A 23892-nucleotide genomic window follows, 5' to 3' on the forward strand; every position below is an offset into this window, starting at 1 on the left:
CTGCCGGGCCTGCTGTGGCACCGTATCCCTCATCAACGTCGGCCAGATGGCCCACGAAGGTCTAACGGCGGAACGGGCGGGTCATGGCTGCGAGGAGGGAATGCTCGCTGTCGTCGCCGGCGAGCTGCCACGTGAACGCGCCCCGGAGCCCGTGCCTCGCCGCGAACGCCGCGCGTTCCTCGATGGAGTCGGCGTCCTCGTAGCTCACGAACGTCCGCGTATCAGGATGGTAGAGCCACGGTGCGCGGGCGACCGGATGGCGGTGGCGCTGCCACGCCGGGTCGGACAGCAGGTCACGGCTGATGTCGCGCCAGTTGCCGACATCGACGGTACCGATCTGGGGCTGGAACAGGCCGGCTTGCTCGCCGGGTGAGGTGACGCGAAATCCGCGGCCGTAGAACGGCACGCCGAGCACGAGCTTGTCCCGTGGTACGCCGTGACACTCGTAGTAGTCGACCGCGCCGGTGACGTTGTTCCACCGCCGCAGGCCGGGTTCGAGCGGGTCGTCGGCGACTTCCGCCAGTGGCGCGTTGAACGTAGCGATCGGGGAGAAGCCCGTACCGAAGTCGTAGGTCATGAGGTTGACGAAGTCGAGGACATCGGCGAGTTCCGCGAGCTCGAAGCTGTCCGCCGGGTCATACGGGCCGGCCGACTGCAGCCGCCCGGCCGGCAGGGCGGCGGTCAGCAGGCGGTCCGGACCGAGACGGTCACGCAGGTCCTGGGCGAGCAGCGTGCAGTTACGCCGATCCTCGGGCCGTCGGGTGAGCTCGGCAGGGCCGCCCGATACCGGAAACTCCCAATCCAGATCCACGCCGTCGAAGCCGGCGGTGAGCTCCACGCATTCGGCGACCAGGTCGGCGCGTGTGCGGGGGGTCAGCGCAGCATCGGAGAACCCGCCGGCACCCCAGCCGCCGATCGAGATCATGATTCGCAGGTGCGGATGCGCCTGCTTGATCGCGGCGACCTGCGCTGGTGCCGCGGCCGGAAGCGTCAGGTGCCCGTCCTCGATCGTGGCGAATGCATAGAACAGGTGGGTCAACAGGTCGGCGGGAAGGTGCTCGATCGGGTACTCGTGCGCGTCTGCCCCGGGAATGTAGGCACCCAGGACCGTCCGACCCATGATCATTCGGACACGGTAGCAGCCGGCGCCCAGAGCCGGGGTCGGTGAATTCGGTGCGATGAAGCAGCCGCCGGCCTGGGAGGCGCCGGCCGCGAAGCCACCGGAGTTGACGAGGTGAGCGCGTGCCGGTCCAGCTCGTTACTCGGCTGCGGCGATGAACACGAACTCACGGCCCGGACGATCCGGGGCCTCACGTACATCAAGGACCCGATAAGCGTTGGCGGCCAGGCTCGATTCCACCTCGTCGCGGCTGCGAAACCGGAGGGTCGAGTCGGACGTGACTACCGCGCCATCGGCCAGGAACCGGTAGGTGTACCGGAAGGAGACGAACGGAAAGCTGACGTCGGTGACCGCAAGGCGCCGTTCTACGGGCCCGATGCCCGGGACATCGAGGATGACTGGATCAACGTCGGCGGCCCATTCCTCCCAGGCGCGACGTTCGGGGCACCTGGTCTCGAACACGAGATATCCGTTCGGGCGAAGTGCGGCATGGATGCCCTGGAGAGCCTGTGCCCACTCATTGTCGGCGAGGAAGACCTGCGCCACATTCCCGGTCATCGTCGCCAGATCAGCATCGAGCGCCGGCACTGACGTGGCATCACCGTGGATCCAGGTGACCATCGCGGCGTCGTCTTTCACCTTCGCGACCGCAAGCGACGCTTCGGCGGGGTCGACAGCCACGACTGCATGGCCGCGCCGAGCGAGCAGGATCGCCAGAGCTCCTGTGCCGCACCCGACATCAAGCACCCGGCGTGCTCCACACTCGTCGGCAATGGCGAGGTAGGCAGCCAGGTCGTCGCGGTCTCCATCAAAAGCGTCGTAGACGCGTGCGAGGCGAGGGTGAGCGAAGATCGCATCGGGCACCGGGCGACCATATCGACCATGACGTGCTCTGGCGACAGAGATCCGACGCCATCGGGTACGCGCTCAGGCCGCTGACAACCGACGGCCCCGACGATCCGGTCAGTGGGGCGCGAGCCAGCCGCTGCCCGGGTCGGGTGAGGGCAAGCGTCGAGGCCATCGGCCCCGACTCGCGGCGCGATGGTGCAAACCCGGCCCTGACGGGCGACGAGGCGCTGGGTGCCCGCAGAGGAGACGCTTCGCCGGATGGGAATTGCGCGGCGTGCGGTGGCCCGAGCGGCTAGGTTGCCGGGCGTGTCCAGGATTGTTTCGGTCAACCTCGCGGTGCCGGAGCCCAACCCGGCAAAGGGCGTTGGTGTCACGGGCATCAGCAAGCGGCCGGTTGATCACCTGGTCCACGTGCGGGCGCCAGGGCCGAAGACGACCGGCCTGCACAGCGGCCTGGTCGGTGACCAGATCTTCGACATCGAGCACCACGGCGGCGACGACCAGGCGGTGTACGCGTACGCGCGCGAGGACTACGACTGGTGGCAGGCGCGCCTGAGCCGCCGTCTGGCCAGCGGGCTCTTCGGCGAGAACCTGACCACCGAGGGGGTGGACGTCAACGGCGCGGTCATCGGCGAGCGGTGGCGCATCGGTCCACGGTTGGTGCTCCAGCCGACGTTCGGTCGTATCCCGTGCGTCACGTTCCAGCACAAGATGGGCGAGCCGCGCTGGGTGAAGACCTTCACCCGGGCGAACCGCCCGGGCGCGTACCTGCGTGTGCTGGAGCCGGGTGAGGTGTGGGCCGGTGATCCGGTGAGCGTGGAGGACCGTCCGGCGCACGGGGTGACGATCGCGCAGGCGTTTCGGGCGTACCTCACCGAGCCGCAGCTGCTGCCCGAGCTGGTCGAGATCGACGGGCTCGCGACGACCTGCGCGAGACCCTCGCCGAACGGCTTCACCGGCGGCGGTAGCTCGTGATTCGGTGCCCGAGGCTGCCGACATCGGCAGGCTTGCGTCGAGCAGCCCCTCGGCCGGTGTAGGGCCTGGCCACCCGCGTGTTCGACACGGAGCCGCGCGGCGCCGAGGCCGGCAGCCAACGCTCGCCGGGCCGGCACGACCAAAAGATCGCGCGGTAGCGGGAATGCGTCGATGACGGGTATGCGGCCCGACCGGCGCCCGTAGGGTGTGATCAGGCGAGGACGGTGCGGAGGTCCGGAGGACGTCGATGGTGACCGAAGACGCCAACGTGGCGGCTCCGACCCCACGGGACCCCGCCCGCCCGGCGTTCCTGGAGCTCTTCTTCGACCTGGCGTACGTCTTCGCGATGATCTCCCTGGTCAAGACGCTCGCCGACGACGTGAGCTGGACCGGCGCCGGCCAGACGTTGGTCCTGCTGCTCGCGTTCACCCTGGTCTGGGCGATCACCACGTGGGCCGCCGACACCCTGGACCTGATGCGGCCCGCGGTCCAGGTGCAGTTCATCGGGGTGGCCGCCGGCAGCCTGCTGCTGGCGGCCGCGGCGCCCGACGCGCACGACGGGCGCGGCCTGCTCTTCGCGCTCACCTACCTGGCGATCCACCTCGGTTCGAGCAGCTACTACCTCCTGCTCCTGCCGAGCGCGGCCGAGCCGCGGCGCAGCGGCCGGGTGCTGTTCTGGTACAGCATCGCCGCCGTCGGATGGATCGGCGGCGCGCTGGCCACCGGCCCCACCCGCCTCGTGCTCTGGGCGGTGACCATCGCCATGGAGTACGTCGCCGCCTCGCTCGGCTGGCCGCTGCCGAAGCTCGGGCGGTCGCAGCCGCAGGAGTGGCGGCTGGTCGGCGAGCGGGTGGCCGAGCGGTACCGGCAGTTCGTCATCATCGCGCTCGGCGCGTCCATCTTCGTCATCGGAACGACCTTCACCCGCAACGACTACACCCTGGACCGGGCCTGGGCGCTCCTCGTGGTGTTCACGATCGTGGTGCTGGCCTGGCGGATCTACATCTACCGGGCCGGCGAGCTGCTGACCGAGGCCATCGCGCGATCGACGAACCCGTCCCTGCTCACGCAGTCTGCCGCGGTCACTCACCTGATCATGGTGGCGGGAATCGGCGGCATGGCGGTCACGAGCCACCTCGTCGTGCTGCGTCCCTTCGGGCAGACGCCGCCAGCGTGGGCTGCGGTCATCCTCGGCGGACCGGCGCTGTTCCTGGTCGGCCGCGCGGCGCTGGACTACACGGTCTTCGGCCGGATGTCCCGGTCTCGGCTGGCCGGGCTGGTCCTGCTGTCCGCCGTGGCGCCGGCGACGGGCCTGCTGCCGCCGGTCGTGGTCGCGCTGCTCGCCATGACCATCCTGGCCCTGGTCGCCGCGGCGAACCTGGTGAGCACCCGCCGGCACGCCCGCGCGCCGATGCCACCGGCGCTCGGGTGACCATCACCCGGTCGGCACGGTGGCCCGGACCGGCCGCACGCGCGCGGGCAGCGTCTCCCAGACCAGGATGAACAGCAGCACCGTATTCGCCACGACCAGGATCGCCAGCGGCGGAAGCAGCACCATCACCGGACCGATGACGCACAGCACCACGATCCCCAACGCCCGGGACCAGAGGAGCCGTCCGGTGAGCACGGCGTCGAACAGGCAACTCCCAAGCAGGAACAGCGCCGGCCCGCCCAGGATGGCGACGATCCAGGCCGCCGGCGCCGCACCGAACGGCTGGTCGATGACCAGCGCGACGCTTGTCGACACCACCAGCACCCCGGCCACCATCACCAGATGGCTGTACGAGGTGGAGGTGCCGGGCCGCACCCGCTCCACCACCATGACGGCCGGCGGTGCCAGCAGCTGCCGCACCCGGTGGAAGTAGAGCTGGAAGAGCACGACAGCGCTGGCGAAGCCGACGAAACTCGTGGCCACCCGGCCGGCCTGGAAGCCGCTGCCGGCCAGCCCCAGGCCGCAGCTCAGGATCAGCTCGCCGAGGGAGATGATGAAGATCTCTCGATGCCGCTCGGACAGGTGGGTGCCGGTGAAGATCTGACTGGCCAGCTCGGTGCGACCAAGTTTCGGCGTCGGCCAGCCCAACCGGGCCGACCCGAGGTCGACCGCCACCGCGACCGACCAGAGCAGCAGCCGGGCCGTTCCGTGCACGAACACCCCGGCCACCCACGGCAGCGCCGTGACGCCGAACCAGAAGAACACCCGGATGCTCCGAGCCTGGATCGGACGGTTCACCCGGGTACCGGGAATGAGGACGGCGTCCCGGACGAGATGGATGCCGAAGTACCCCGCGACGAACAGCCAGCCGTACTCGGCGAAGGCGTACGGCACCGCGATCGCCATCAACAGCATGCCGAACATGACCGCCAGGACGGTGGCCTGGATGACCGGCAGTCGCGGGTTGAACAGATCGGTGAGCCAGGCGGTCAGCACCCACACCCACCAGGCGGCCATCAACAGCACGGCGGTCTCGGCGGCGCCCCGGACGGTCAGGTCCCCGGCCAGCCCCGCCGAGAGCCGGGAGAGCATGAAGATGTAGACCAGGTCGAAGAAGAGCTCCAGGAACGTCGGATAGTCAGGCTCGCCGCGCCGGCGAAGGATCCGGGGGAGCGGGCTGGAGCTCACGCGTCTGCCTCCTCTGGTACGCCCCTCGGGGGCGGAGGCACGCTTCTCTGGCCAACCTATAAAAGCGGAGGTCGCCGAAGAGCCGAAATGGAGCAGCAGGGCGGAAGCCGAACACCGGTCATCGGCCCGACGCCCCCGACCGTCGGCGATGCAGTTCCCACGGATGGCCGCCACCAGATGGCGGGGGGCGATCAGGCCAGCCAGGTCCGCCCGGTAGGTCCCGCGCACGCCCTGCAACAGGCCGCTCTGCAGCCGCGGGTGACCTCGTGGCCGCGCTTGCGCAGGATCGCCAACACCTCTCCCGCTCGTCCCGTTCAACTGGAACGCCCAGGACGCCGGCGCAGGGCGCCTTGGTGATTCGCCCGATGGGGATGAGGCCGGATCACCCCCCGTCCCAGCAGGCTGTCGAGGTACCAGTTCGCTCAACGAAGCGATGTGATGCGTTCCAGCCGTTCGACGAGAGATCTGGCCGGAGGGGAGAATCAGGTGGAATACGAGGATTTCATCAATGCGGTGACCATGCGGGCAAAGGTGTCGACCGATCAGGCGGCGACACTGACCGGGGTGACGTTGGAGACGCTGGCGGAGCGGATCAGCGCCGGTCAGGCTGAAGACCTCGCCTATCAGCTTCCGGATCGACTTGCCGCTCACCTGAGCAGACCGCTCGGAGGGGAAATGGCCACCGCGTTCGGGCTTGATGAGTTTGTGCGGCGGGTGGGGGATCGTCCTGGGGTCGACCGTGCGCTCGCCGGTGCCGGGGTCCGCGCGGTGCTCACCACCCTGGGTGAGGCCGTGACCCGAGACGAGTTCGAGAACGCCATGGCCCAACTTCCCGAGGAGTTCTCGCAGGTCATCGAACCGGTGGGCGCCGGTGGCGGGCGGCGCCGCGGCTCGTAGTACGCAGAGTTGAAGCGGGAGCAGCCGGTACGGCACCCAACTCCTGGCCGAAGTTGTGCATGCTCACAGAGCCGACGCCGGTGTGATCGGCGAGCGCGACGGCGGCGTGCAGCACCCGGTCCTGCGCGGCGAGGCCCCGGCTTGCGCGATGAACACGTCGCTGCGCTCGGATGTGGCCGCCTGGCGGGGACCGACGGCCGGGAGCGTGCCATGATCGCCGCTGCCCTAGCGGCGATCATGGCGTGACGTGTGTCAGCTCGGTCCGCAACCACATCTCGAACGTGCTGACGAAGCTGCCGGTGCCGGACCGTGCGGCGGCGAGAGTCAAGGGCGGCGACGCCAGACTTGGCCGCGACCACGGCTCAGGACTCTGAACGGGGACAATCTCGCCCTCCGCCGCTCCGGGGGGACTGTCATCATGCATATCTGCCCGGCGTCCACATGCTGGTCGACACCACTTCTTCAGCGATCGGCCGCTGGAGCATTCCCTGGACAGGCTGTCGTCCTCGACGAGCCGCTCGCCGGAGACAATGTCGCAGGGCCTGAGTTGATCGCCACCGGCGCCGCTGACGATGGCGTATGACCCGGTGAGCTCAACGACGACGACGTCTACGTTCGGCTCCTTGCGGCCGTGCTCACAGCAGGCACGTCAAAGCGATCACCCGGGCGAGCCCAACGCCGCGGTAATACCCCGGCTCACCCTCCAGCTGCCAGCCTCCGGGCACTGCCTGGACGCACTCAACGGAGAAGCTCAGATGCCCGGTACACACGGACAGCATCGTGCACGGCTGGCGTGGCACCCGTCATCCGGCCCCACCGTCGTTTCCGCCAACATCCGCTCTCCGGCTACGAGACAGGACAGGACCATGGGTCGGCGGCCATCCTCTGCTCCGCCTCGCCGGCGCCGTTCTCGTTGAAGCCCACGACGAATGGCAGACCGGCGACCGCCGCTACCTCGTCGAAGGCACCATGGCTCTGATCACCGCACCCGCCCCCCGCCCTCACGACGACCGAACTGGCAGCAGTATGACCACCATTGCCTGGCCCGACCGCAGGGCGGACATCATCAACGCCCTGTCCATCCTCGCGGCGCTGCGCCCACACGAGCCCACGTCATGGCCCAGCCTGACCGAAGCCGTCCACTGGCTCATCGACGACACCTTCTGGGACCAGCACGATCCCCGCAACGACATCGGCACCATCCTCGCCAGCACCAGCGAGGCCAACGCGATCAGCGCAACACTCGAACCCTTGACCGCCATCCTCGACGACCTCGGACCCACCGCTCCCGACGACGACTACCTCACCCACCCCCGATGGCATGAAGTCACCCATGCCGCAGCCAACACCCACCAACTCATGACTGGCAAAACCCGACCCCGACCCTGAACAGACGAGCACAGAGTCACGGCTCTACACCACTCCACGGGGCGCGACCGGGCTTTTGCCCGCCAGCCGCCAGGTTGCTTACTAAGAGGCCACCCTTCCTAGCTCGGACCGGAAGTCGCGTACCTCGCGTGGGTTCCCTTCATGCACGATCACAGCTCCAGCGATGCGGTGAGCCAGAGCCGTGTCTCCTGCCGCCGCCGCCGCGAACGCTGCTGCCTGCAAGGGTGCGGTGCCGCCCGGATACACCTGCCGGAACGGTCCCCAAGCCCCCTGTTGGGCATGGACCTCGGCTGCCCACCTGCCGAAGTCGTGCAGGTCTGCGGCGTGACACAGGAAGGCGACGCCGGGTCCGACGACATCGTCTACCAGCTCAGCCGGCAACGGCTCCTCAGAGGCGGGACGCGGGTATTCGGTGAGCTGGCGGATCGGCTCCAGGTGAGTCCACAGCGCCTCGCGGCGGAACTCCACCAGTGGTTCCGGCAGGCCCATGATCCGAACGCTGAGGAACACCTGGATTCCCTTCGTCGCAGGGTCGCCCCACCGAGGGGTGTAGAACCGCATCTCTCGGAGAAGTCCGTTGTCCGTCCGGGTGCAGCTATTGCCGTGGCGCTCGAAGCCAATCGGTGCCAGGACATCGCGGTAAAGGCGGTTCACGGCACGTGGGAGGCTCCAGCGACCGGGCACCCGTAAGATGTTAGGCCCCAGCCAACTTCTGACCGCGGTTGTCACCCAGGTCCCGAGACTGATCTGTCACGGACGTCCTGAGACCCGACATCGCCGGCAGCCGGCCGCCCGGTCTCGGAACCTGCTTGCCGGATGCGCATCAGGACCTGCGTGACACTTCCCGACCGAGGGGCCGGCGATCACAAGCTGTCGAGGCTGATCTCGTGCATCGTGCCGTCTGGCCCCATCCGGAACATCCGTGGTGGGCCCATGGTCCGGTATGCCTCCGCATACATGGCCTCACGTGCGGCCTGTTCTTCGCCGGACGGGTCGGTCACGCGGAATCCGTGCAGATGAACAGCTTCCGTGTTGATATCGTCCGGGTCCGGATAGCCCTCGATGACGAAGCCGAACAGCGCGCGTAGCGCTTTCTCACCTAGCTCAAGCGGATGGAACGGCAACGGGTACGGGTCCTGGTTGGGCCAGCCGGGTACGGGTACGACGGGATGGTCACCCGCCCAGTAGGGCAGCTCGAAGTCGTACGGCTCGCCGATGTTCTCCTGGATGCCGCCGTCGGGCGACAGGCTCAGCGATCTGATGAGCTTCCCGTCTTCCCAGACCGCGAAGCCGAGCCAATCCACCATCGAGTGCATCCCGTGCATGATGATCCGCCTGCCCGCTCCCGCCTTGCGCAGGTGTTCCGGCAGCTCTGACGGGCGGTCGAGCACCAGCCGCCGGTCGCAGTACAGCTCGGCACCGGCTAGCACTGTGGCGTAGGTGATGTCGTCTGGAGGGTAAATGTCCTCGAACAACGTGCCGTTGTCGGCGGGCTCGACGGCGTAGCCCGGGTGGACCTGTCGTACCAGCGCTTCGGTCTCGGCTCGCGCCGAGCGGGTCGCCCCAAGCAGCGCAGGACGGATATCTCCATCGGCAAAGGCCAGCAGGGCTGTCTTCGCGCCCACGATGCTCCTCCAGGTTGGCTGGGACAAGCGCCTGAACACTACCTGCCCACAAGATCGTCTAGCACGGACGTTTCACCCGCGTCCCGACACTGATCTGGCACGCGGGTCATGAGACCCGACATCGCCGGCAGCCGGCAGCCGGCTGGCCTCCGTCGACTGATGTCTGACGGTCGTCCGTCAACTGATCTATCCCACGCCGGTCCAAGTTAACAGCGCCCACTGACCAGGCGAACAGCAGCCAGGGCAGGAATGTCAGGGCGCCAACGCCGACATCAGCACGGGTGGCACGCGAACGTCTCCGGTATCAAGTTGTGGTTGGTCGCTGAACGTCTACGGGAGGCCTCGCCATATCTCGATGTCCGAAGAACACCCGGACCGCCGTCTGGACCTCCTGCGTGTCGTCGGCCATGGCCGTGCGCGCCTAGGCCCTGTCCTGGCGATCATGCCGGGGTGCCCGAGTGGCTACCTCGATCCTAGGATCGGGATGATGCAGGAGAGACGGCTAACGGTTCGGCCAGCGCGCGTGGCCGATGTTGCTTCATTGGTGGAGTTGCGCCTGGCCAACGCTGAGGCGCACCTTGCTCTCGACGCTGGCACCTACCGCGTTCCACAGCGTGACGCGGTAGTGCGACACTTCGCGGCCATGCTGGCCGACGTGTCCGGGCCGGATGGCGTCCTCGTTGCTGAGGGGCATGACGGCCAGGTGGTCGGGATGGTCGAAGTGCTGCGGCATTCCGATCCGCCGGACCATCAGATCCTGCGTCCTGAACCTTCGGCCCAGGTGCACACGGTTGTGCTGCCCGGCGCCAGGGGGCTCGGGGTGGGATCAGCGTTGCTGGCGGCGGCCGAACGGTGGGCAAGCGACCGGGGGATCACGTACCTGTCGGCTGGCATCTACCACCGCAACGTTGATGCGGTGCGCTTCTATAGCCGGCACGGCTACACCGACGCCGGTCTGTCCCTCGGTAAGGGCGTGGATTAGCGGGCGCGGTGCCGTCATCGGAGCCAGATGATGGCGGCGATGAGGACCAGGCTGGATCGGTAGAGGGATGCGCGTTTGGCGTATCTGGTGGCCAGGTGGCGGCGGGGTGCCCGGCACCGTATCGGCGGCGCTGCACCGACCGTGACACAAAGATCGTGGACTTCTACCTGTATCTGGCAGCCGCCCTCGTCACCGTACGTCAACTCATACGCCGCGCCCGAACCCTCTACCGCTGGGACACTCGCCCCGCCATCCGACGCCTCAAGTGACACCTACTGCCGGCCGCTCTTACTGACGATCGCGTGGGCGATGTCCCGCAGTTCAAGCATTGCCCGCGCTCACGAGGTCCCAGGCCATTGCCACCGACTGGCCGAAGTGGGCGGCTCCCGCGTTGGCGACGTAGGTGGCGACGTCGGCGGCTGCTGCGGCCCGCAGGTCGACGGCAGCAGATAGCCGTCGCAGCGTCAGCCCGACAGTCCAGTGATTGTGGCCCGCGCGCGCCTGCTCGGCGGCGCGACCCAGAGGCCCAGGTCCGACTGCGAACAACGGGACGGCCTGGGCGGCGACTCGACCGACACGTAGATCCGCAGCTGTGAGCGGGCGGCTCTGGCTCGCGAGCATCTGAATGCGCGCCTCATCGAAGGGATGGTTTAGGCAGAACGCTCGGCAGAATTGGCAGGGACAGTTCCACCGATGCGCTGGATCGAGGACCATTCGCTCAAGCACGTTCCACGTGCGTACCTTGAGCTTCGCCGGCTCGGAGACGTACAGCGTGCCCTGAGCCGCGTCCTTGATCGGGCTGGTCGCATCATAGGTGACGCTTGGGACCGACCGGGCGGCGTACGCGGAAAGGGGCAACATGACGGGCGCGCCCAGTCCGAGGAAGTGGAACCGATCCGGCGCGGCGGATCCAGCCGCGGCCCATCCGTCGAAAAAGCCTCGGACGACCTGGGCGGTCCGCAGGTAGCGCATCGGGAGTGCCTGGGGCAAAGGGAGCCACCGGCCACCGTACTTGATCCGTGTGGTCCACGAGTCGTCGGCCATGAAGGCGCCGAAGCCCATCGCGACAGCGCGGACGCCTGTGTCGCCCAGTGCCTGCCCAGCGTCGAAGGCGCTGTCATAGTCGTGTGCGGACGCCACTGTGTAGACGGTCAGCTCCGGGTGCGCTGCCTGCATGGTCAATCCGCGACGTGCGACGGAACGGTTCCGGCGACGCAGTTCGCTCCGTCGCTGAACCAGGTCGGTTTCCCCGACGCCGGCGCGGAGCCAACAGGCCAGGGTGATGTCTTCCGGGCCGATGAAGGCGTCGGGACGTACGGCCAACTGCTCGGCCAGCTGTGAGTTCGGGTCGACGGCACCCGCTGCCGTCCGCACGGCTTTGACCCTTGCGGCGTTGTCCGCGCTCGGGGGCAGTGATGCCGCGATTTTGCCGATCGTGTCGTAGGCTCCGTTGTCGGCGAGCACGAACCTGCGGCGCAACGGCCCGGCCAAAGCCGCCACTGTGGCGGCCGCCGCGCGGTCGGGCGGGAATAGGATCCCGCCCGCGTACGTTCCGTTCAGAAATTCTCGGCTCAAGGTCGATGGACGGGCATTGACGAGAAACGAGAATTGAGCCACGGCAGTGCTCCTGGCGGTAGCCGGTCAGTCCGGCGTCGAGACGGTGTGCTCGGAGAAGCACTTGCACGCTGCGGTGATGGCCTTCTCGGCTGCGGCGATGGCACCCTCGGCCTGCTCCTGGGCCAGGATCAGGCCCTCGCCGGCGCTCTGAGTCCACAGCAGACCTCCAATCATGGCCAACCCGGCGCCGCCCAGGCACACAACAGCCCCGACTCCCGCAGTGGCAAGAGTGCAGGCGAGAGCTCCGGCGCCCGCCGCCCCGGTGGAGATGCCGCCGGCCTGCATGTTGTGTTTCGCGCTGTCGAACGCCAACTTGGCCTGTTCGAGGGCCTTTCGGCTGTCCTCGAGTGCCTTGATCTCGTCCTTGCAGGCTCCAGGCGTGAGTTCCTCGCCCATCACAGCCTCCGTTCAAACGGCAGCCAGGTTCCGTACCGCAGCTGGTTGTTGGCACCGGACAGTCCCCGCTCCCATGAGCTGACGTAACGCAGTCCGTGTGGCACGGGCGTCACCACCCATCGGGTCAGATGGGTTGCCGCGGCCAGGAATGAGTGCTCGCCTTCGTCCTCGTAGCTGTGTCGGCCGACGCGCAGGATCGGCGTGTGGTTGAACACGGGATCGTCTGCGACGTAGCGACCGGCGACCGTTGCGTAGGCGCCCTCGTCGAGTCCGCCGGAGTCGAGCTTGATGTGTTCGATGCCGACCGTCAGCGAGAGGCCGTCCTCGTCGAGGAGGGAAGCCGTGGACAAGACTTTGCCGCGTACGTGCTTGATCGTTACCTGCCCGACGACACCTGATACGAAGACATCGTCGCCGTCGAACGTCGCCGGGTTGGACTTCAGCTGGGCGAGGGTGACGTCCTGGCCGGGGCCGAGTTCGTTCGGCAACGGCAGTGCGCTCGCCGCTCGCCAGCGGTCGAGATTGTCTCCGCCGAGTAGCGCGGCCTCCTCGACGGTGAGGCCGATCGCCTGCGCCAAGATCAAATTGCGGATGAGTTCACCGGCCGCCTGCGCCGCCGGTCCCAGCGTCCACCGCGAGGCGACGTCGCGGCGCGCAACACTCAGATCCACGGCTCGTCGCACTGTGTCGTCTAGTGTTGTGCCGCGTGCCCAGTCCGCCAGAGAGCGGGCGTTCGTACGGATAGCGTCCCGGTCGCTGGAACCGATCGTGTCGCAAAGCTGCGTCAAGCGGTCGTTGAGCTCGGCGGCGAGCGGGCTGACGATATCGTCTCCGAAGGGACCCGGTACGAGTGGCCGGGGCCGGCGAGTGTTAAGCGCCGCGATCGCCTCGGCAAGCCTGGCGCCGACTAGTGCAGCTCGCCACTGTTCGGCGGAGTTGGCCAAGAACTCGTCGAGGTCCGCGACAGGCTTTTCCATCCTGGACTTGACCGCCCGGGCGGTGGTCGCCCCGAAGTCGTCCGCCAGCGCTTCAGCCTTGGCCACTCCGGTCTGCGGCTTTAGCGTCGCCACCAGCTGGGCCCTGACCTGCGGCCAGTCGGCTCGACGATCCGGCCGCACCCAACCGGCGAGCAGGTCGTCAGCGTGCGTTGCGATGTCCCTATGCGTGCCGCGAACCTTCTCCTGCAGCCTGGTGATCAGCCCCAACGCCGAGCGGGCGTCGCGACGCTGTTGTTTGGCGAGGGCGATCAACCCAGGCCAGTCCGAGGACGCCGCAGCCTTCAGATAGACCGCCCGGGCCGTCTCCGGCAACGGAGACGATGGCCACGTGACGTCGACGAGCTGTTCCAACCTGCGCTGGAGGGTCCGCGCGTGTACCGCTGTACCGACCATCACCGCTCCTCGAGCGTCGCGCGCCCCCAAAAGAGACGCCTAAACCACTGAAGTCATGTTCCTCGCTGGGTCGGGAACCTCAACGGCACTGGCGGAATCGCGACACCCGACCGTGGGTCCAAGACCTGTTCGGGCTGCGGTGCGGTGAAACCCAAACTGCCGCTGCGGATCCGGACCTTCACCTGCCACGCGTGCCTTCTGGTCCTGGACCGGGATCTCAACGCCGCGCGCAACCTCGCACAACTCGTGGTCGCCGGGAGTGCTCGGAGACTGTAAACGGACGTGGAGCCGACCGTAAGACCCGCCCCGGCGGCCCGGTGGCTGTGAAGCGTCTACCCGGCACCGCCTTGGCGGGTCAGTCCGGGACCGCCCCACCGCAAGGCGGGACTGCCGATCAAGCGCTCACCAGCGCCTCATGAAAGGCAACGGCGAGATGCGGCTGCGGCGGAGGACCTCCGACCACACGCGGCCCGGCTCCGAAGAAGTCACCGGCGCATTATGCGAAGCGCTCACGCGAGGGTCCTTCCTGGTCGTTCCGCTGACGAGCCACTTCGAGCAGCCGGCCGAGGACGGCGCGGGTCCGGCCGGTCGCGGTGGCGAGGGCACCGAGCGGGTCGGCGTGCCGGCGTTCGGCCAGGTCCAGGTAGACCGCGAGCAGGTCGGCCTCGAAGCCCGCCGCGGTCGCACCGCGGGCCTGGGCCAGGTCGGCGAGCCGTCCCTCGATGTAGCGGCCCACCATCACTTGGTACGCGCCGACGCTGGGCATGCCGTGGAACTCCGCCACCATGTCGTCGACCTGCCGCCCCATCCGGTGCAGGACCGCCGACGTGATTCCGTGCCGGCGTACCTCGGGGGCTGCCTCGTCGGAGATGCGGATGACGACCTCGTCCGGTCCGTTGAACTCGTCTGATCCGGTGTCGCTGTTCCAGCGGGCCGTGACGACGAAGCCGTCGTCCCGCCGGGACAGTTCGAGGGACGGGTCGGGCACGGCGTGGAGGGGATTCTTCTGGGACATGCGTTCCTGTCTTTCCGGCGGCCTCGTGGGCGGCTGTTTCCGGGCCGCGGTGGCGGCCGTGTGTCACACCTGTTGTTCAGGGGGTCGGGGTGGCGGCGCTCAGGACGCTGCCGAAGAAGACCATGACGGTGAAGAGGATCATCGGGCCGACGAAGACGTAGCCCAGGACGAGGCCGGCGACGGCCATGCCGTGCCCCGACCGCATGCCGTCGCGGGTCTCCCGCAGGGCCAGGTGGCCGAGGATGACGGCCAGGACGCAGGGCAGCCCGAACAGGCACCAGCCGCCGAGCACGCCGAGGATCCCGAGCACCAGCGACGCCGTCGCCGTGCCCGAGGTCAAGATGGGCTGGACGGTGAGCCGCGGGCCGCCCGCCGGGTAGCCGCCGCCCGGGTAGGGCATGGCCGGGAGCGGCGCGTACGCGCCGGTGGGCGCGGACACCGGGGGATACGGCCCCACGACGGCGGGCAGCGGCGGCTGCGGGCGGGTGGGGTCGAGGCCGGGCTGCGGGTAGGTCATCGGTGCGGTTCCGTTCTTCCGTCGAGGTGGGTGAGCAGGGCGCTCACCTCGGTGTGCAGGCGACGCAGCTCGGCGGCCGTCGGCGCCAGCTCGTAGCTGTGGTGGTGGGCGGCGGCCGACAGGGCCGCCCAGGTGAAGGCGACCCGCCGGGCGACGGCGGGGCCGGGCCCGAACCGGCCGCGCAGCATCAGCTGCTTCGCCCGGCCCTGCCGGCACGCGGCCACGACCGGGCGGGTGCGCCGCCAGTAGGCGTCGATGCCGCCTTCGAGGGCGAGCCGGATCAGGCAGGCGCACGCCCGTGGCCACCAGCCGGCGGTCACCGCCGCGGTGCCGAGCGGCCCTGCGCCGCGCAGCATCTGGTCGGCCGCCGCCAGGCAGGCCCGGGGCGTCGGCGCGGTCACGGCCGGACCTCCGCGCCGTCGCGGGGCGCGGGCACGGCAGCGACGGGTGCCCGCAGCGCCTCCGCGAGGTGGCGGGCGTCGGAGACCAGGACGGGCAGGTCGAACAGGTACGCCCCGTGCACGCCCTCCTTGCACGCCTTGTACGCGCCCACCGCCCGCGACCCGTGCCGGCGACTCAGGTACCCGAGGACGTCACCGCCCCGGTTGGCGTCGTCGAACAGCGCCAGCGCGACGGTGGTGGTCAGCCGGCGGGACGCGGCCACGACGGCCGCCTCGATGTCGTCGTGCGGCACACCGCGGGCCACCCGCCGGCGCCACACGATCCGGTGGCAGGCCGCCTCGATCGCCGAGCGGCACAGCTCCGCCACCACCGGCCCGCGCACCTCGGACGCGATCTCCTCGGTGCGGGCCAGCGCGTACGCGTCGTCGAGGTAGCGGGTCACCGGGTCGGAGCCGGGCCGCAGGGTCACCACCGACCGCTCCGCGCGGGTCACCTCCACGATCCGGGACCGGCCGAGGTCGAGGCGGGCGAGGGCGTCGGGCAGCCGGGTGTCGTGGGTGAAGACCACCACCTGCCGCTGCTCGGCCAGTTCGGCGAGCACCCGGGCCAGCCCGTCCACCTTGGCCGGGTCCATGCTCTGCACCGGGTCGTCGACGACGATGAACCGGAACGGGCTCTCCGGCGCGCAGCCGCGCGGCAGGAACGTCGCCAACCCGAGGGCGTGCATCTCGCCCTGGCTCATCACCCCGAGCGCGGTGCCGTTGTCCGCGCCGTCGACGCTGACCGGGATCACCACCCGCCGCCGGGTGTTCATGCCCGCCAGGGTCATGGCGCCCAGTTCGACGTTGCTCTCCTGCCGCAGCTGCGCCCAGATCCGCTGCGAGTGCTCCGCGAACGGCGCCACCCGCTGGTTGCGCAGCTCCGCCCCGGTCGCCTTCAGCCACGCCCGCGCCGCCTTCACCCGCGCGAGGGCGCGTTCCCGCTCCGGCAGCGTCCCGGCCGACGCGATCCAGGCCCGCAGCTCGCCGGCCACCGCCTGCCAGCCGGTGTCGCGCTGGCGGAGCAGACCCTTCGCGTACGCCTGCGCGGTCTGCGCGGCCGCGAGCACCGCCGGGTACTGCGCGGTCAGGTGGCCGGCCAGCTCCTCCGGCCCACCCGGTGCCAGCCGCAGCGCGGTCACCGCCGTGTGCAGGTCGCCGACCAGCACCCCGTCGGCGTCGCCGGTGGGCACGTCCAGGTCGTCGATCAGGTAGTGCGCCCGCTGCAGCAGCGCGGTCAGCCGGGCAGAGGCGGCCTGGGCGGCGAGGGTGCGGTCGCGCAGCTCCGCCAGGGACTCGGCCGCGCTGATCCGCCAGTCGTCGTCGAGGCGGCCGGTCGCGCAGACCGGGCACGGCCCGTCACCCTGGTCGTCGTGGTGCTCGACGGCCAGCCGGAGCAACTCGGCGCTGCGCAGCGACGCCCGCGACCGCCCACCGTCGTGCCGGCGGGCCTCCGCGGCGGCATCCCGCAGCTGCCCAGCGAGGCGGGTCACCTCGTCAGCGTCGGGCAGCTGCATCGCCACCAGCCGCCGGCACAGCAGCACCGACTCGTCGTCGGTCGGCTCGTCCGGCTCGTCGAGGATCGCGGTCAGCGCCCCCAGGTCGGCCGCGCCCCGAGTGTGCAGCAGCGCGGCGGCCCGCCGGGCCCGGTCGTCATCGATCCCGGCGAGGGTGTCGGTCAGAGTGGCGCGCTGTCCGCGTACCTCCCTGATGGTGGTGTCGACGGGGCGCGCTGCGGCCATCAGGCGGCGGTCGGCGTCGGTGATCGCCTCCAGGCCGAGGATCGCGGAGATGGCGTCGAAGAGCTGGCTCTGCGTGCCGGCGGTGAGCCGGCCCAGCTCGGCGGCGGTGAGGAACGGCCGGTACAGCTCCAGCGGCCGAGCCAACCCCAGCTCGGCGAGGTCCCGGTGGGTGCCGCGTGCGCTGGTGACCGCCACCTCGGCGTCGCCCAGCTCCGCCTGTGACGGCCAGGAACGGACCACCCGGGTGGGCGTGGCCACCCCGTCGACCCGCAGCTCGACGGCGATCCGGCACGGGTCACCGGCGTGCAGGTTGCGCCACCCAGTACGCCACACGCTGTTGCGATCCGCCCAGCGCGCGCTGTCCCCGGTCAGGGCAAGTTCGACGGCCTCGGCGAAGCTGGACTTGCCGGAGCCGTTGCGGCCCACCACCACGGTCAGCCCCGGGCCGGGCTCGATGGCGAGCGTGCGCTCCGGGCCGACGCCGCGGAACCCGGCGACGGTGACCGACGAGAGCCAGATCCGCTCCCGCGGCTCGGCCGCCGCGATGCGCTGCGGCTCCAGCGCGGTCGGCGCGCCGGCGAGCGCCGCGGCCAGGTCGGCCTCGCCGCTCAGCGCGGCCAGGACCACCTCCGCGGTGTCATCGGGTACGCGGTCGGCGGCGAGCCGGTCGAAGATCAGCTCGACCAGGGGTTCGGTGTGGTTCATCAGGCGACCTCCCAGGGAGGGCATCGAAGCTGGATCGTTCCGGCTCGGGCCGGTTCGCTGGCGTGGTGGTACGACGACGCTGTGCGGTTGCCCTCTGTGAAGTGATCGGCGGTCAGGCCGGCAGTGCAACAGGACAATCGGGGCTGGCCAGGCAGGTGCGGGCCGGTGGAGTGCCGGGGTGACCGACCGGGTCGACCGTCGGCGCGGCGGCCGGCAGGAGTCCGAGCGGCTGGTGCGGGCGAAGTCCCGGACCGGCCCAGGGTGCTTGTACAGAGGTCATCGTCTTCTCCTCCAGGCGCGTGGTGTCCGCGGATCGACGGACGATCGATCCGCCCGAGGGGGTGGTGGGAAGCTGTGGCGCTGTGTCGGCAGTGGATTAGCCGGCTTGCCCGGGGGGCCGGGTCAGTGGGGGAGGGCCGCGTGCCAGTCGTGCAGGAAGGCGCCGACCAGGGCGTGCGCCCGTGGGCCAACGTCGAAGGTCTCCTCGACCCGGCGGCGGGCCACGTGCGACAGGCCGTCGGCGGCCTCGTTGAGGGCGTGCCCGCTGTGCCCCTTCACGTGCGCGAACGACAGGTCCGGCCGGCGGCTCACCTGATCGGCGAGCCGGACCAGCGTCGGCCGGTCAGCCCACCGCCGCTGGCGCAGGCTGTAGCCGGCCGGCATCGCCGACACCTCACCGACCTGCCAACGGCGCAGCCAGCGCAGCGCCACCGTGCTGTCCAGCAGCACCGTCATCCCCGCCGGCGCCTCCTCGTACGCGGAGAGCAGGAAGTCCACCGCCCGCAACTCGTTGATCAGCACCCGCGACGCCCCGGTCGGGTCCAGCCGGCCGGTGCCCCGACCACGCAGGCCGTAGTGGCCGTCGCTGACCACGTACGCGATGCCGCCGGCGCGGCCCTTCCAGCTGGCGTCGGTCGCGGCGACGACCGGCGCGGACGCCGCCGCCCAGCGCCCGACCCGGCCGCGACCGCGCTGCTCGTCCGGCTGCGGCCGGCAGGCCGTGCCGTGCACGGTGGCGAGCTGCTCGGCGGTGTCCAGGAGTTCGCCGGCCGAGTCGAGCTCGTCGTACTTCGCCGCGGTGAGTGCGAGGGTGACCGCGTCGCCGATCCGCTGGCAGTCCGCGCAGGTGGTGCGGTGGACGTAGCGGCGCAGCGGGAGGGCGTGGGCGTGCAGGGGAGCGGGGAGCAGGTGCAGGGCGCGGAGGAACTCATCGGGACGCACGACGCTCCTGACGTCTCGGTTGCGGGCAATGTCAGCGGGCTGGGCGCCACTCACCGCAGTTCTCCGAGTGGAAGGCATAGTCGGAGGACCGGATGGTGACCTGTACGCGGCGGGCGCCGTTGGTGAAGTAGTTGTCGATGATGTTTCCGGAGCTGTTCTGCCGCTCCCAGTAGCAGCCGTCGACGTCGTGCGTGACGTAGGTGCCGGGTTTGATCTCCTTGCCGACCCGGTAGGTACCGGATCCGAACAGCCGGCCCTGGGCCTCAAGGTCTGCGTCGGCCTGGCCGCGCTGCACGGCCTGCCGCCACTTCTTCGCGTACGGATGCTTGGGGCAGAGGGTCAGCGCGGCGTTGATCTCGGTGATCTGCTCGCTGCTGGCGGCGAATCCCGCTTCGGCGTAGACGTCTTCGGTGTCGATCGCGGCGCAGATTTCGTAGAGCGGCGCGATGTCCTGGTCGTCGTACTTGGAGACCTTGTAGGCCTGCTTCTCGACGCTCGTGACGATGGTGACGGCGCCGACGATGTCGCAGGAGCTCGGCTTGGCTGCCCACACCTCAGTGAAGTCGGGCCGGCCGTCCTTGCCGGGGAAGACGGTGAGGAGTGAGCCGTCCGACTCGTTGTTGGTCTCGCACTCCAGGTTGATCGGCGCCTGCTGGGGGATGTTCTTCGGGTCGTCGGGGTAGCTGTCGTTGCTGTCGGGGATGCCGTCGTGGTCCCGGTCGGCGGGCGGGGTCGGGCTCGGCGTCGGCGACGGGCTCGCCGAGGCGGATGGACTGGCGGAAGGGGAAGGCGCGCTCCCTGCGGCCTTGCGATCGTCTCCGCAGGCGGTCAGGGCGAGAGCCGGCAGCAGAAGGGTGACCAGCAGGATGCCGGTCGAGTGGCTGAGGTGCCGCCGGGAGTCGGCGTGGCTGGTGGTTCGAACAGGGGTTGAAGGAATCGCGTCGTGGTGGCGGCGGGCCATGGTCACTCCGAGGTGATGAGCAGGCTGTGGCAAGTAGTTCCGCTGCAGGCGGAGTCGGATCGGCGGCGAAGTAGACGTCGTGTCGCGGTCGACCGGGTGGATGTCCCGATGTCATTAGTCAGTGACAGTGATGACCATCTGGAGGCCGCTGTCCGGGTGGTAGCTCCAGGACGCATGGATGTGGTCCCAGTCGCCGCTCTGCCGGCCATCGAGGGCCCGCGTTGCGAGGACCTCCGCCCTGACCGAGTCCGACATCTTGAGCTCAGACCAGTAGCACTCGAGCGCGCTGAGGCTGAGCCCGCTGCTCTCCTCGCCGGCCCCGTGCAGGGTCAGCGTCTTGCCCTCGTCGCCCAGCATGGCGTCGCCCGCGAGAGAGCTGCCGCACTTCTCCTTGGCTAGCATGAGCGGTGACTTCCGCTCGGCCAGCGGCGACGAGATCGGGCTCGCTTGGAAGGCCGTGTAGATGGCAGCTCCGGCCAGCAGGAGTGCCGCCACGGCGCCGGCCGCGATCAGCGCGACGGAGCGGCCGTTCAGGGCGAGGGACGGCTTGCTTTCGACGCTCTTGGGTGCGGCCGCCTCATGGAGATCAGCGGGGTCGAGATCCTGCGCCGAGGTGGCCCGAGGAAGCTCGTACTGATCCGTGGGTTGTTCGGTCGGGGTGGCATGGGTCGGGTCGGTCATGATGGTCTCCTCGGTGAACGCGCCAAGGGGCAGGGACAGGCGGGGCGGGCGGTGGTGCCCGCCCCGGTCGAGCGGTGGATCAGGTGAGGGAGACGGTCACGCCGCCGGAGAACATCGAGTCGTGGAGCTCGAGCTTGGTGAGCTTCACGTTCTTCGGGATGTCGAAGACGAACACGCCGGTCACCTGGTTGCCGGGGTTGATCTCCTCGAAGAAGGTGCTCGCCTCCTTGTTCGCGTAGAGGCCGGCCTCGGTGTCGGAGGAGTATTCGGTGCCGTCGGCGGCGAGAGCCTTCTGGCTGCTGCCGTCGAGGGTCTGCGCCTCCTTGCCGATGTTCTTGACGTTGACCGTGATCAGGCAGAACTGGCCCTGGGCCTTGTCGCCGATCATCGACGTGCCGACCTTCGCGACGCCGCACTTGGACGACTTGACGGTGAACTCGAACTTCCCGTCCCGGGCCGGCTGGCCGATCTTCGCGGTCTTCGCCGGCTTGTCCTCGCCCTTGGCGCCGCCGTCGGACTTGCTGCTGGTGCCCTCGTCGGTGCTGCCCGCGCCGCATCCGAGGGCGACGAGACCGGTGGCGAGCAGAGCGAGAGTGGTGATCTTGCGCATCGTTTTCCTCCTGCTGTGAACGTGGCGGCGTCAATGAGAGCATCATCTGTGAACGCTGTCAACACACATGATGCTTGACAGGTGTGACACACTCCGAACGTGCAGGAGACACCGACCATCACCGCAGCGGAGATCGCCCGGCTCGCCGGTGTCGGTCGGGCCGCAGTCAGCAACTGGCGCAAACGGCATGCCGACTTCCCCGCCCCGGTAGGCGGCACCGCGGCCAGTCCCGAGTTCGACCTGGGACAGGTCGAGCAATGGCTCCACGCCCAGGGGAAACTTCCCGAGCTAGCCAGCGCCGACCGGCTGTGGCGGCACCTCGCCGCCGCCAGCCAGTCACCCGCCGCCGGCCTGGCCGCCGTCGGCGCCCTGCTCCTCGCTCGGCAACGCGTTCAGCGCCCCGGTCGATCAGCGGATCCGCAGCTCAAGCCGCTGCTGCCCGACATCGACGCGCTCGTCGACGAACTCGGACCGCAGGGCGCGTTCGACGCGCTGTGGCAACGGTTCTCCGCGCCCGGCCCCGGCCGCCCGTTCGCCACCCCGGATGACCTGGCCGACTTGATGGCCGGGCTCGCCGGCGTCGGCGGCGGCTCCGTCCTCGACCCGGCGGCCGGCTCCGGCGCCACGCTGCGCGCCGCCGTCCGCGCTGGCTGCACCTCGGCGTACGGGCAGGAGATCGACGAGGACCTCGCCCGACTCGCCGGACTGTGGCTGGCCTTGCGTGACGTGGCAGGGGAGGTCTGCACCGGTGACTCGCTGCGCGCCGACGCATTCGCCGGCCGCACCTTCGACGCCGTCGTCTGCCACCCGCCGTTCGGGACGACCAACTGGGGCGACGAGGAGCTCGGCCACGACCCCCGCTGGATCGTCGGCACCACCCCGCGTACCGAGCCGGAGCTGGCCTGGGCCCAGCACGCCCTCGCCCACCTGCGCGCCGGCGGACACGCGGTCCTGCTGATGCCACCCACCGTCGCCAGTCGCCGCGCCGGTCGCCGTATCCGCGCCGAGCTGCTGCGCCGCGGCGCGCTGCGGGCCGTCATCGCGCTCCCGCCAGGGGTAGCCGCGCCGCACGGCGTGCCCCTGCACCTGTGGGTGCTGCGGCGGCCGGCGCCGGACGCGCCGCCACCGGCGCGAACGCTATTGATCGACGCCGCCGGCGGTGACGCTGCCGAGACTTGCCCGAGGATCCTTGCCGTGTGGCGGGCCTTCGCCGCCGCACCCGACGCGGAAGTCGAGGAGGTCGGCTTCGCTCGGGCGGTGCCGGTCATCGAGCTGCTCGACGAGGAGGTCGACCTCACCCCGGCGCGCCGCCAGCCTGCGGTCGGAGGCGAGGCGACGGGGGAGCATCTGGTACGCACCAGAGAGCGGCTCGCTGCCATAGTCGGTGACCTGCCAGGGCTGATGCCGCAGGTGACGCCGGCACCCGAAGGCCCGGATGGGGAGTTCCTGTCGGTGGGAGAGCTGGCTCGCGCAGGCGCGCTGCAACTGCTTGGCCCGATCCGTGCATCGTCATCCGAGGGCGGTGGGCCGTCAGTGGGCGGGCCATCGGTGTTGACCGTGCAGGACGTGCTAAGTGGCGAAGGCCCCTCCGGTCGGGACGACGGGCGGCTCGATCAGGAGATCCGGCTCGCCGCCGGGGACGTGGTGGTGCCGATGATCGCGCGGCAGCTCACCGCCCGGGTGGTGACGACCGATGGGGCGCTGCTCGGACGGAACCTCTACCTGCTGCGGCCCAATCCGGCGGCGCTGAACTCGTGGTTCCTCGCCGGGCAGCTGCGCACTTCGGCGAACGAAAAGCAGGCGTCCAGCCTGTCCGGGACACTGCGGTTCGACATCCGGCGGGCGCAGGTGCGGCGGCTGTCGCTGGACGAGCAGCGCGTGCACGGGGAGGCGTTCCTGCGACTCGACGCCTTTGAGTCGGCAATCCGACAGGCAACAGCGCTCGGCGCGGAGTTGGTCCAGCTTACGGCAGACGGTTTGGCCAATGGTGGCCTGCGCCCTGAGCATCGTCCGCGATGAGCGCCTGTTGCAGCGTTCAACTCGGATCGAAGTTCGTGACTCCCCGCCATCGGGCCAGCACACTGCGCCAAAGGGGCACTAGCAGCCTGATCATCCAACGTTGTACCGTCATGCGTCCGT

Annotated in this window: 22 protein-coding genes and 2 pseudogenes; 8 read left to right on the plus strand and 16 right to left on the minus strand. The window is 69.8% G+C overall.

The window, feature by feature from the left end; all coding sequences use genetic code 11:
- Positions 1-61: 61 nt before the first annotated feature.
- Positions 62-1126 carry a glycoside hydrolase family 18 protein gene (locus GA0070214_RS10585; protein WP_091261795.1) on the minus strand — a complete coding sequence of 355 codons (1065 nt, stop codon included), beginning with the start codon at positions 1124-1126 and terminating at the stop codon, positions 62-64.
- A 132-nt stretch (positions 1127-1258) separates the two neighbouring features.
- Positions 1259-1984, minus strand: a complete 726-nt coding sequence (locus GA0070214_RS10590; RefSeq protein ID WP_091261796.1) for a class I SAM-dependent methyltransferase — start codon at positions 1982-1984, stop codon at positions 1259-1261.
- A 291-nt stretch (positions 1985-2275) separates the two neighbouring features.
- Here GA0070214_RS10590 and GA0070214_RS10595 point away from each other — a divergent pair.
- Together GA0070214_RS10595 and GA0070214_RS10600 are read left to right on the plus strand one after the other, a co-directional pair.
- Positions 2276-2937, plus strand: a pseudogene (locus tag GA0070214_RS10595) (MOSC domain-containing protein).
- A gap of 257 nt (positions 2938-3194) precedes the next feature.
- Positions 3195-4376 (plus strand): low temperature requirement protein A, encoded by a 1182-nt coding sequence (locus tag GA0070214_RS10600; RefSeq protein WP_167364232.1) that lies wholly within the window; start codon positions 3195-3197, stop codon positions 4374-4376.
- Between the two features lie 3 nt (positions 4377-4379).
- On the opposite strand, the gene GA0070214_RS10605 is transcribed toward GA0070214_RS10600, so the two are convergent.
- Positions 4380-5564: a low temperature requirement protein A gene (locus tag GA0070214_RS10605; protein ID WP_091261798.1), complete on the minus strand. Its 1185-nt coding sequence runs from the start codon at positions 5562-5564 to the stop codon at positions 4380-4382.
- Between the two features lie 486 nt (positions 5565-6050).
- Between GA0070214_RS10605 and GA0070214_RS10610 the strand changes: the two genes are divergently transcribed.
- Both GA0070214_RS10610 and GA0070214_RS31770 read left to right on the plus strand, forming a co-directional pair.
- A complete protein-coding gene (locus GA0070214_RS10610; protein ID WP_167364233.1) occupies positions 6051-6461 on the plus strand; it encodes a DUF2267 domain-containing protein in 411 nt (136 codons plus the stop codon).
- 1026 nt (positions 6462-7487) lie between these two features.
- Entirely contained in the window at positions 7488-7850 is a 363-nt protein-coding gene (locus GA0070214_RS31770) for an SCO4402 family protein (protein ID WP_167364215.1), read from the plus strand.
- A gap of 81 nt (positions 7851-7931) precedes the next feature.
- Here GA0070214_RS31770 and GA0070214_RS10620 read toward each other — a convergent pair whose 3' ends face one another.
- On the minus strand, positions 7932-8504 hold the full coding sequence (locus GA0070214_RS10620; protein ID WP_139141800.1) for a hypothetical protein: 573 nt from the start codon (positions 8502-8504) through the stop codon (positions 7932-7934).
- Positions 8505-8713: 209 nt separating this feature from the next.
- A complete protein-coding gene (locus tag GA0070214_RS10625; RefSeq protein ID WP_091262094.1) occupies positions 8714-9475 on the minus strand; it encodes a DUF6928 family protein in 762 nt (253 codons plus the stop codon).
- A 487-nt stretch (positions 9476-9962) separates the two neighbouring features.
- Between GA0070214_RS10625 and GA0070214_RS10630 the strand changes: the two genes are divergently transcribed.
- Both GA0070214_RS10630 and GA0070214_RS31385 read left to right on the plus strand, forming a co-directional pair.
- Positions 9963-10457, plus strand: a complete 495-nt coding sequence (locus GA0070214_RS10630) for a GNAT family N-acetyltransferase (RefSeq protein WP_167364234.1) — start codon at positions 9963-9965, stop codon at positions 10455-10457.
- A gap of 125 nt (positions 10458-10582) precedes the next feature.
- A pseudogene (locus GA0070214_RS31385) lies at positions 10583-10726 on the plus strand (IS5/IS1182 family transposase); the annotation flags it as partial.
- Positions 10727-10778: 52 nt separating this feature from the next.
- Here GA0070214_RS31385 and GA0070214_RS10635 read toward each other — a convergent pair.
- Genes GA0070214_RS10635 through GA0070214_RS10645 form a run of 3 tightly spaced genes read right to left on the minus strand, consistent with a single transcriptional unit; the run spans position 10779 to position 13819 of the window.
- Positions 10779-12074, minus strand: coding sequence for a hypothetical protein (locus tag GA0070214_RS10635; RefSeq protein ID WP_139141801.1), 1296 nt, complete (start codon positions 12072-12074; stop codon positions 10779-10781).
- Positions 12075-12098: 24 nt separating this feature from the next.
- Positions 12099-12470, minus strand: a complete 372-nt coding sequence (locus tag GA0070214_RS10640; protein WP_091261804.1) for a hypothetical protein — start codon at positions 12468-12470, stop codon at positions 12099-12101.
- Entirely contained in the window at positions 12470-13819 is a 1350-nt protein-coding gene (locus GA0070214_RS10645; protein ID WP_139141802.1) for a hypothetical protein, read from the minus strand. The genes GA0070214_RS10640 and GA0070214_RS10645 overlap by 1 nt, the downstream gene beginning before the upstream one ends.
- A gap of 186 nt (positions 13820-14005) precedes the next feature.
- Between GA0070214_RS10645 and GA0070214_RS33005 the strand changes: the two genes are divergently transcribed.
- Positions 14006-14137 (plus strand): zinc ribbon domain-containing protein, encoded by a 132-nt coding sequence (locus tag GA0070214_RS33005; protein WP_208602710.1) that lies wholly within the window; start codon positions 14006-14008, stop codon positions 14135-14137.
- Positions 14138-14357: 220 nt separating this feature from the next.
- Here the strand turns inward: GA0070214_RS33005 and GA0070214_RS10655 are convergent, their stop codons facing one another.
- The 8 genes from GA0070214_RS10655 to GA0070214_RS10690 all read right to left on the minus strand — a co-directional run bounded on the left by GA0070214_RS10655 (position 14358) and on the right by GA0070214_RS10690 (position 21753).
- A complete protein-coding gene (locus GA0070214_RS10655) occupies positions 14358-14876 on the minus strand; it encodes a hypothetical protein (RefSeq protein ID WP_091261806.1) in 519 nt (172 codons plus the stop codon).
- A gap of 76 nt (positions 14877-14952) precedes the next feature.
- The gene (locus GA0070214_RS10660; protein ID WP_091261807.1) at positions 14953-15393 is read right to left on the minus strand and encodes a DUF4190 domain-containing protein; all 441 of its coding nucleotides are present in this window, start codon (positions 15391-15393) and stop codon (positions 14953-14955) included.
- Positions 15390-15794 carry a hypothetical protein gene (locus GA0070214_RS10665; RefSeq protein ID WP_091261808.1) on the minus strand — a complete coding sequence of 135 codons (405 nt, stop codon included), beginning with the start codon at positions 15792-15794 and terminating at the stop codon, positions 15390-15392. Before GA0070214_RS10665 ends, GA0070214_RS10660 begins: the two co-directional genes overlap by 4 nt.
- Positions 15791-18280, minus strand: coding sequence for an AAA family ATPase (locus GA0070214_RS10670; protein ID WP_167364235.1), 2490 nt, complete (start codon positions 18278-18280; stop codon positions 15791-15793). Before GA0070214_RS10670 ends, GA0070214_RS10665 begins: the two co-directional genes overlap by 4 nt.
- A 402-nt stretch (positions 18281-18682) precedes the next feature.
- Positions 18683-19501: a ribonuclease HI gene (locus tag GA0070214_RS10675; RefSeq protein ID WP_167364236.1), complete on the minus strand. Its 819-nt coding sequence runs from the start codon at positions 19499-19501 to the stop codon at positions 18683-18685.
- A gap of 31 nt (positions 19502-19532) precedes the next feature.
- Positions 19533-20468 (minus strand): Rv1352/Rv1906c domain-containing protein, encoded by a 936-nt coding sequence (locus GA0070214_RS10680; protein ID WP_091261811.1) that lies wholly within the window; start codon positions 20466-20468, stop codon positions 19533-19535.
- A gap of 108 nt (positions 20469-20576) precedes the next feature.
- Positions 20577-21143: a hypothetical protein gene (locus GA0070214_RS10685; RefSeq protein ID WP_091261812.1), complete on the minus strand. Its 567-nt coding sequence runs from the start codon at positions 21141-21143 to the stop codon at positions 20577-20579.
- Positions 21144-21222: 79 nt separating this feature from the next.
- On the minus strand, positions 21223-21753 hold the full coding sequence (locus GA0070214_RS10690) for a DUF4352 domain-containing protein (protein WP_091261813.1): 531 nt from the start codon (positions 21751-21753) through the stop codon (positions 21223-21225).
- A gap of 99 nt (positions 21754-21852) precedes the next feature.
- Between GA0070214_RS10690 and GA0070214_RS10695 the strand changes: the two genes are divergently transcribed.
- Positions 21853-23772 carry an N-6 DNA methylase gene (locus GA0070214_RS10695; protein WP_091261814.1) on the plus strand — a complete coding sequence of 640 codons (1920 nt, stop codon included), beginning with the start codon at positions 21853-21855 and terminating at the stop codon, positions 23770-23772.
- Positions 23773-23892: the final 120 nt, after the last annotated feature.

This window comes from Micromonospora chaiyaphumensis, assembly GCF_900091435.1.
In the GTDB taxonomy this organism is placed as follows: Bacteria; Actinomycetota; Actinomycetes; order Mycobacteriales; family Micromonosporaceae; genus Micromonospora; species Micromonospora chaiyaphumensis.